Genomic DNA, 2,486 nt, shown 5'->3' on the forward strand with positions numbered 1-2,486 from the left:
CCCCCCCCCCCCCGTTTTGTTTAGAGAGGCCGCCCCCCGATTGATAAACAGTGTGATGGTGGTGGGCAGGGTGTTTTTTTTATAAAACACATACAAACCCCCCCGGTGGCGCCCGGGGGTTTTTGTTTTTTCTTTCGCGCGCCCGCACGGCGCGCCCGGGTCGCGCGCAGCCGCACCCGCTGTGCGGCTCGCCTCTACAACATCCCCCGCGCGCGACCCGGCGGCGGTTCGATCACAGCGCCCAGATACCGGCAATCACCGCCACCACCAGGCCCCACTTGATCAGCTGGTAGGCCACCACGCTGCGCTCGCGCAGCGCCTTGGCCTTCAGGCGCACCTTGTACAGGCCACCGAATGCCTTGTTGACGCCACCGGTCGGGTCACCCGGCAGGTTCGGCGAAGCACCGCCGGCCAGCAGCGTGGCCGCCACCGCACGGTTGAACAGGCCCGGCAGGCCGAAACGCAGCGGACGGGCGATGTCGCAGAACAGGATCACGCGATCCTCCTGCGTCTCGTTGTGCGCATGGTGGATGTAGGTCTCGTCGAACATCATCCACTCGCCATCGCGCCAGCTCTTCTTGATGCCGTCCACTTCGATGTAGCAGCCATCGTCGTTGGGCGTGGTCAGGCCCAGGTGCAGGCGCAGCGAACCGGCGAACGGGTCGCGGTGCGGTCGCAGTTCACTGCCCGGCGGCAGCTGCGCGAACATCGCCGCACGCACGTCCGGAATCGACTCGATCAGCGCCACGGTCTTCGGGCACAGCGTCTTCGCCGACGGGTGCGACGGGCCGTACCACTTCAGGTAGAAGCGCTTCCAGCCACGGCGGAAGAACGAGTTGAAACCCGCATCGTTGAAGCTGCTGGAAGCGGCGATCTTCTGTGCATCGCGCAGCGCCAGCGCCTCGTCGCGGATCATCTGCCAGTTCTGGCGCAGCGGTTCCAGCTGCGGGAACTCCTTGCCCGGGTCCAGGAACGGCGTGGTCGGCACCTTCGAGAACATGTACATGACCACGTTGATCGGGGCCATGAAACTGGAGTGGTCCAGCAGCTGGCGCGACCAGCGCGCGCGGACCTTGCCACGGAAGTGGATGTACAGCACGCAGGCCACGAACAGCACTGCCAGTACGATCTTGATAGTCAAAGCACTTTCCTCCAGCCGCGGCCGGATCGGGAAACGGGGGCGATGCACGGCCAGGCGGCCAGCACCGGTGGGGAACGCGGCAGGGGACGGGGACGTGCCATGGAGGGGCGGCCGCCGATGTCGCGAATTAACAGCTTATGGTCGGCAGGCCGTGCGCCGGGGTCAAGCCGGACGTGCGTGGCATTCAGCGCGGCGCCGATGAATGGGCCAAAAGCGCAACCAACCCCTTGATTCAACTGGGCAAGCCTTATAAGTGAGACGGAATTGTCCGATTCTGCGTGACGAACTGTTCCAGCCACGACCCCGACATTTCTCCGACAAATCGTGGAATAGCGAACTGGCGAGTACTAAAATTAACGAAAACTTAGTAACTCCCTGTAACACCGGTTCGCTTGACGCTTTGCGCCGCCCACCGGGTCGTCCGAGACCCTGATATGTACCTCCCTGCTACGCCCCTCTCCTCCTGCGGCGATGACGCCGCGGCGCCGCTGCTGCTCAAGCGCGGCGAGCGTTTCCTGGCCCCCGATGTCTACCGCACCTGCCTGGACGGGCGCGAGGCGGTCATCAAGGACTATTCCCGTTATCGCGGCACCCCGCTGTCGCCCGTCGCCCGGCTGATGGTCCGCCGCGAGGCGCGCATGCTGCAGCGCCTGGGCGGCTGGAAGCACGCCCCGGCCCTGCTCGGCCCCCTCGGTGGCCTGGCACTGGGCATGGAATTCATTCCCGGCCAGACGCTCAGCAGCGCACAGGCCGTGGGCAATGAAGTGTTCGAGCAGCTGCAGCACGCGCTCAGCCGCCTGCACGCCGCCGGCATCACCCACAACGACCTGCATGGCACCAACGTGGTGGTCAGCGGCGGCGTGCCGGTGCTGCTGGACTTCACCTCGGCCTGGCGCGCCCCGCGCTGGCTGCGCCGCAACCCGCTGAGCCGGCAGATGCGCCGCAGCGACATGAAGAACCTGCTGAAGATCCGCCAGCGCGTGACCGGCCAAGCGCCGAGTGCTGCGCAGGCCGCGCTGGTGGCCGACCCGGGCTGGGTAGCTGCAGTGCGGCAGGGCTGGAAGCGGTTCTACACGTGGGCCAAGCGGCGGTAGGGGTCGAGCTCGCTCGACCGCGTTACCGCTCTTTGTAGAGGCGAGCCCCCGCGCCGGTGGGGGTTCTTCCTTGGCGGCAAATGACGCGACCGTGGGGGGGGGGGTTCTGCTTTCCGGCGGCGGGGTTCAAACCGGTCGCGGGCCGGTGGCCCGGTCGAAAAACGACCACCGAGCCCCAGTTGGTACACGACACCGTGCCGTGGCCCAATTTTGCCGTGGCCCGGGGCCTGCCGTTTGCGAGAAACCACGCC

General features: G+C 66.3%; 2 protein-coding genes. One reads left to right on the top strand and one right to left on the bottom strand.

Annotated elements, in window-relative coordinates; all coding sequences use genetic code 11:
- Window positions 1–232: 232 nt before the first annotated feature.
- Window positions 233–1,141: an aspartyl/asparaginyl beta-hydroxylase domain-containing protein gene (locus QRO91_RS09610; protein ID WP_049432008.1), complete on the bottom strand. Its 909-nt coding sequence runs from the start codon at window positions 1,139–1,141 to the stop codon at window positions 233–235.
- Window positions 1,142–1,575: 434 nt separating this feature from the next.
- On the opposite strand from QRO91_RS09610, the gene QRO91_RS09615 reads away from it, so the two are divergent.
- Window positions 1,576–2,235, top strand: a complete 660-nt coding sequence (locus QRO91_RS09615) for an RIO1 family regulatory kinase/ATPase (protein ID WP_197650212.1) — start codon at window positions 1,576–1,578, stop codon at window positions 2,233–2,235.
- The last annotated feature ends 251 nt before the right edge of the window (window positions 2,236–2,486 follow it).

Source organism: Stenotrophomonas maltophilia group sp. Smal32 (assembly GCF_030237085.1).
In the GTDB taxonomy this organism is placed as follows: domain Bacteria; phylum Pseudomonadota; class Gammaproteobacteria; order Xanthomonadales; family Xanthomonadaceae; genus Stenotrophomonas; species Stenotrophomonas maltophilia_Q.